We start from the raw sequence: 4,915 nt of genomic DNA, 5'->3' as shown, positions 1-4,915 counted from the left end.
AGCGGCATGGATGCCGCGACCAAGCCCCCATGGACGGGTTTACGGCGTCCCCCTCAACCGGACCCACCCCGCCAACCTTCAGGAAACTGGCTTTTGCTCTGGCTCTGGCTTGAAGGCTTCGGCGGTTGCAGGGCTGCAAGCCCTGCCGAACACCCCCAACCCTTACTGCAACAGCGAGCGCAGCATCCAGGCGTACTTCTCGTGGGTCTGCAGGCGCTGGGTCATCAGATCCTCGGTCGGGGCATCGTCACCCTTGGCCGCCACATCCAGCACTTCACGCGCCGTACGGCATACCGCTTCGTTGGCGACCACCAACTGGCGTACCATTTCACGCCAGTCCGCACTGTCGGTGAGGCCCGGTTCCTCGACGATCGAGGTCAGCGCAGCGAATTCCCGGTAGGAGCCCGGGGCATTGAAGCCCAGCGCGCGGATGCGCTCGGCCACGTCGTCCAGTGCCGCCCACTGCTCGGTGTACTGCGTCTCGAACATGGTGTGCAGCGAGTTGAACATCGACCCGGTCACGTTCCAGTGGAAGTTGTGCGTCTTCAGGTAGAGCGTGAACGCATCGGCCTGGAAGCGCGACAGACCGTCGGCGATCTTCTTGCGGTCGCCCTGGGTGATCCCGATATCGATGTTCGGCGCCGACGGTGCCGCCGCTGCAAGCTTCTGCTTGCCGGTCTTGGCCTTGGTCGTGCTTTTGGTCTTCGCCATGAGGTTCCTCCTTATGGAATCGTTGGCCTTCACAATAAACCGGTCGTGATGACTGGTCGCTTTCAAAGTTTTGAACGAACCGATTGATGAACTCTATCGATAAAAATCCATCGCCCCGCCTGCGCCAGCAGCGCGCCGCCATCGACGGCGCCATGAGCCGCGACCGGGGCCGTTTGCTGGGAATGCTCTCGCGTTGCCAGGCCAAGCCGCAGGATGCGGCACTGGCCGCTACTTTCGAGCAGGCCTTGCAGGCGTCGGTGCAGCGCCGGCAGGTGCGGGCGCAACAGCAGCCGTCCATTACTCTGGACCCGCAGCTGCCGATTGCGCGTGAAGCCGACGCGATCATCAAACTGATCCGCGACCACCAGGTGGTGGTGATCGCCGGTGAAACCGGTTCGGGCAAGACCACCCAGCTGCCGAAACTGTGCCTGGCCGCAGGCCGTGGCCAGGCCGGCATGATCGGCTGCACCCAGCCGCGACGGATCGCCGCACGTGCGGTCGCCAGCCGCGTGGCGCAGGAACTGCAGAGCGAACTGGGCCAGCTGGTGGGCTACCAGGTACGCTTCAATGACAAGGTCAGCGACGACAGCCGCATCAAGTTCATGACCGACGGCATCCTGCTGGCGGAGATCGCCAGCGACCGCTGGTTGTCGAACTACGACACGATCATCGTCGACGAGGCACACGAACGCAGCCTCAACATCGACTTTCTGCTGGGCTACCTGAAGCAGCTGCTGCGCAAGCGCCCGGACCTGAAGCTGATCGTCACTTCGGCCACCATCGACACCGAACGCTTCGCCCAGCATTTCGACAACGCACCGGTGATCAGCGTCGAAGGCCGCACCTACCCGGTGGAAGTGCGCTACCGCGCGCTGGAAGGCGAGGGCGAAGACCAGGGCGAACGCACCGTCAACGATGCCATCGTGTCGGCTGTCGACGAGATCACCCGCCTGGACGCACGCGGCGACGTGCTGATCTTCCTGCCGGGCGAGCGCGAGATCCGCGATGCGCACCAGTCGCTGGAACGGCGCAAGTACCGCAATACCGAGGTGCTGCCGCTGTACGCGCGCCTGTCCAACCAGGACCAGGACCGGGTGTTCAACCCCGGGCCGAACCGGCGCATCGTGCTGGCCACCAACGTGGCCGAGACCTCGCTGACGGTGCCACGCATCCGCTACGTGGTCGATCCGGGCTTCGCCCGCGTCAAGCGCTACAGCCCGCGCAACAAGCTGGATCGCCTGCACATCGAGCCGATCTCGCAGGCCAGCGCCAACCAGCGCAAGGGTCGCTGCGGCCGTATCGCCGAAGGCATCTGCTACCGCCTGTACGCCGAGGCGGATTTCCAGGCGCGGCCGGAGTTCACCGATCCGGAAATCCGCCGTTCCAGCCTGGCCGGCGTGATCCTGCGCATGCTGCAGCTGGGCCTGGGCCGCATCGAGGAGTTCCCGTTCCTGGAGGCGCCGGACGAGCGTGCCGTTGCCGATGGCTGGCAGCAGCTGACCGAGCTGGGCGCGATCGATGCCGAGCGGCGCATGACCACCATCGGCAAGCAGATGGCGCGCCTGCCGGTGGACGTGAAGCTGGCGCGCATGCTGGTGGCCGCACAGGCTGCAGGCTGCCTGCGGCCGATGCTGGTGATTGCCTCGTTCCTGGGCATCCAGGACCCGCGCGAACGCCCGCCGGAAGCGCGCGGTGCCGCCGACATCGCGCATGCGCAGTTCGCCGATGGCCGCTCCGAGTTCGTCGGCGTGCTGCGCCTGTGGGATGCCTACCGGCAGGCCCACGAAGACCTGACCCAGTCCAAGCTGCGCGACTGGTGCGGACGTCATTTCCTCGGCTTCCTGCGCATGCGCGAGTGGCGCGAGCTGCATCGCCAGCTGCGGCTGCTGTGCGAGGAACTGGGCTGGAAGGAAGAGGCCAGCGAGGCATCGATGGCTCCGCTGCTGGCCGGCAGCAGTGCGCCGGCACCGGCACGTGATGACGCGGCCTCAGTAAAGGCCACCCGCGGCCAGTTGCATCGTGCCGCGCGCCTGGCCCGCGAAGGCAAGGCCGAGGCCGCACCGGCACCGGTGGCCGTGCGCGCGCAGAAGGAACAGGCGCCCGCCGGCGGCGGCTTCAGCGAACGCGTGCGTGCCGCTGCCTACCAGACCCTGCACCGGGCGCTGGTGGCGGGCCTGCCGACGCAGATCGGCCACCGCACCGAGAAGGGCGATTTCCAGGCACCACGCCAGCGCCGCTTCCTGCCGTTCCCCGGTTCGGCGCTGGCCAAGCGGCCACCGCCGTGGCTGCTGGTGGCCAACCTGCTGGATACGCAGAAGGTATGGGGCATGACCCTGGCCGCGATCGAGCCGGACTGGGTGATCGCCGAACTGCCGCACCTGCTGCTGCGCAAGCACTTCGACCCGCACTGGTCGCGCGCGCAGGGCCAGGTGCTGGCGTCCGAGCAGATCAGCCTGTTCGGCCTGGTGCTGGCACCGAAGAAACCGGTCCATTACGGCCGCATCGCGCCGGGCGAGGCGCATGACATCTTCGTGCGCCAGGCGCTGGTGACCGGCGAGATCAATACCCGTGCCAGTTTCGTCGCCGACAACCAGAAGGTGCTGGAGGTCGCGCGCGAGGAAGAAGCCAAGCTGCGCCGCGCCGGCATCGTTGCCGACGAAGACTGGCAGGCACGCTGGTACCTGGACCGGGTGCCGCCGCAGATCCACTCGGCGGCGGGACTGGATAGCTGGTGGAAAGGGCTGGCGCCGGAGCTGCGCAAGGCGCTGCACTGGTCGTTGGCAGACCTGTTGCCCGGTGAGGGCAGCGAACAGGAGCGCTATCCGAAGTACCTGGCGCTGGGCCAGGCGCGCTTGCCGCTGCACTACCGCTTCGAACCGGGGGCCGACGACGATGGCGTGACCCTGGACGTGCCGCTGCACCTGCTCAACGCATTGGATCCGGTGCAGCTGGGCTGGCTGGCGCCGGGCTTTGTCGCCGACAAGGCCTCGGCACTGATCCGCAGCCTGCCTAAGGCGATGCGCCGCAACTACGTGCCGGCGCCGGACTTCGGTCGCGCGTTCTACGAGGCCTTCCCGCAGCCCAGCGCTGATGCCATCACTGGCGAGCTGGCGCGTTTCCTGTCACGTGCGACCGGCGCGACGGTGACCGCACTGGATTTCGAGCCGGGTTCGATCGAGCCGCACCTGCACATGAACCTGCGGCTGCGCGACGAACAGGGCAAGGTGCTTGCCACCTCGCGTGATCTGGAAGCGCTGCGCGCGAAATTCGGTGGCCGTGCTGGCGATGCCTTCGCCGCGCGTGCCGGGCGCGAGATGGCGGCTGACGGCCTGCGCACGTTCCCGGCCACGCCGATTCCGCTGCAGGTACCCGGTGAAGCCGGCGTGCCAGCCTATCCGGCGCTGCTGGACGAGGGCGACAGCGTGGCGCTGCGCATCTTCGCCGATCGCCAGCAGGCGCAGGACGCCCATCCGCTGGGCGTGCGCCGCCTGCTGGAGATCGCCCTGGCCGAGAAGGTGAAGCAGGCACGCAAGCAGTTGCCGGTCGGTGCCAAGACCGGCCTGTTGTATGCCGCGATCGAATCGCAGGAGCGGCTGCGTGGTGACCTGGTCGATGCGGCGATGAACGCGGTGCTGGCCGAGGGCCTGGAGGAAATCCGCGATGCGACGGCGTTCGAGCAGCGTCGCGAACACGCCGCCAAGGCCCTGTTTGGCGAGGCGATGTCGCGGCTGAAGCTGGCCGAGACCATTCTGGCGCTGGTGGCGGAGCTGAAGCCGATGCTGGAAGCGCCGTTGATGGGCTGGGCGCGCGGCAACCTGGACGACATGGAAGCGCAGCTGGCCGGGCTGATCCACCCCGGCTTCCTGCGCGACACGCCGGCCGACGCGCTGGCGCAGTACCCGCGCTATCTGAAGGCGATGATCCTGCGCACCGAACGTGCCAAGCGTGATCCGCCGCGTGACCAGGCGCGTATGCTGGAACTGCATCCGTTCCTGGAAGCGCTGGAGGCGGGCGAGCAGCAGGGCCTGCGTGATCGCCCGCAATGGCAGGCGCTGCGCTGGGATCTGGAAGAACTGCGGGTATCGCTGTTCGCGCAGGAGCTTGGTGCACGCACCGGTATCTCGGCGAAGAAGCTGGCGCAGCGCGTGGCTGCATTGCGCCAGGCCTGAGCGCGCCACGGTCGCCCCGTCGGGCGACCGTGGCC

General features: G+C 67.5%; 2 protein-coding genes. One reads left to right on the top strand and one right to left on the bottom strand.

Annotated features, from left to right (window positions below; all coding sequences use genetic code 11):
• Positions 1 to 162 precede the first annotated feature (162 nt).
• Positions 163 to 711 carry a Dps family protein gene (locus ABGA94_RS03940; protein ID WP_005418469.1) on the bottom strand — a complete coding sequence of 183 codons (549 nt, stop codon included), beginning with the start codon at positions 709 to 711 and terminating at the stop codon, positions 163 to 165.
• An 86-nt stretch (positions 712 to 797) separates the two neighbouring features.
• On the opposite strand from ABGA94_RS03940, the gene hrpA reads away from it, so the two are divergent.
• Complete coding sequence (gene hrpA / locus ABGA94_RS03935) at positions 798 to 4,880, top strand: ATP-dependent RNA helicase HrpA (protein WP_005418467.1); 4,083 nt, start codon at positions 798 to 800, stop codon at positions 4,878 to 4,880.
• Positions 4,881 to 4,915: the final 35 nt, after the last annotated feature.

It is taken from the genome of Stenotrophomonas sp. 3diitr2024 (assembly GCF_042136455.1).
Taxonomy (GTDB): Bacteria; Pseudomonadota; Gammaproteobacteria; order Xanthomonadales; family Xanthomonadaceae; genus Stenotrophomonas; species Stenotrophomonas sepilia.
The sequence above is the reverse complement of the archived record's forward strand: the minus strand, read 5'-3'. Positions and strand labels throughout refer to the sequence as shown.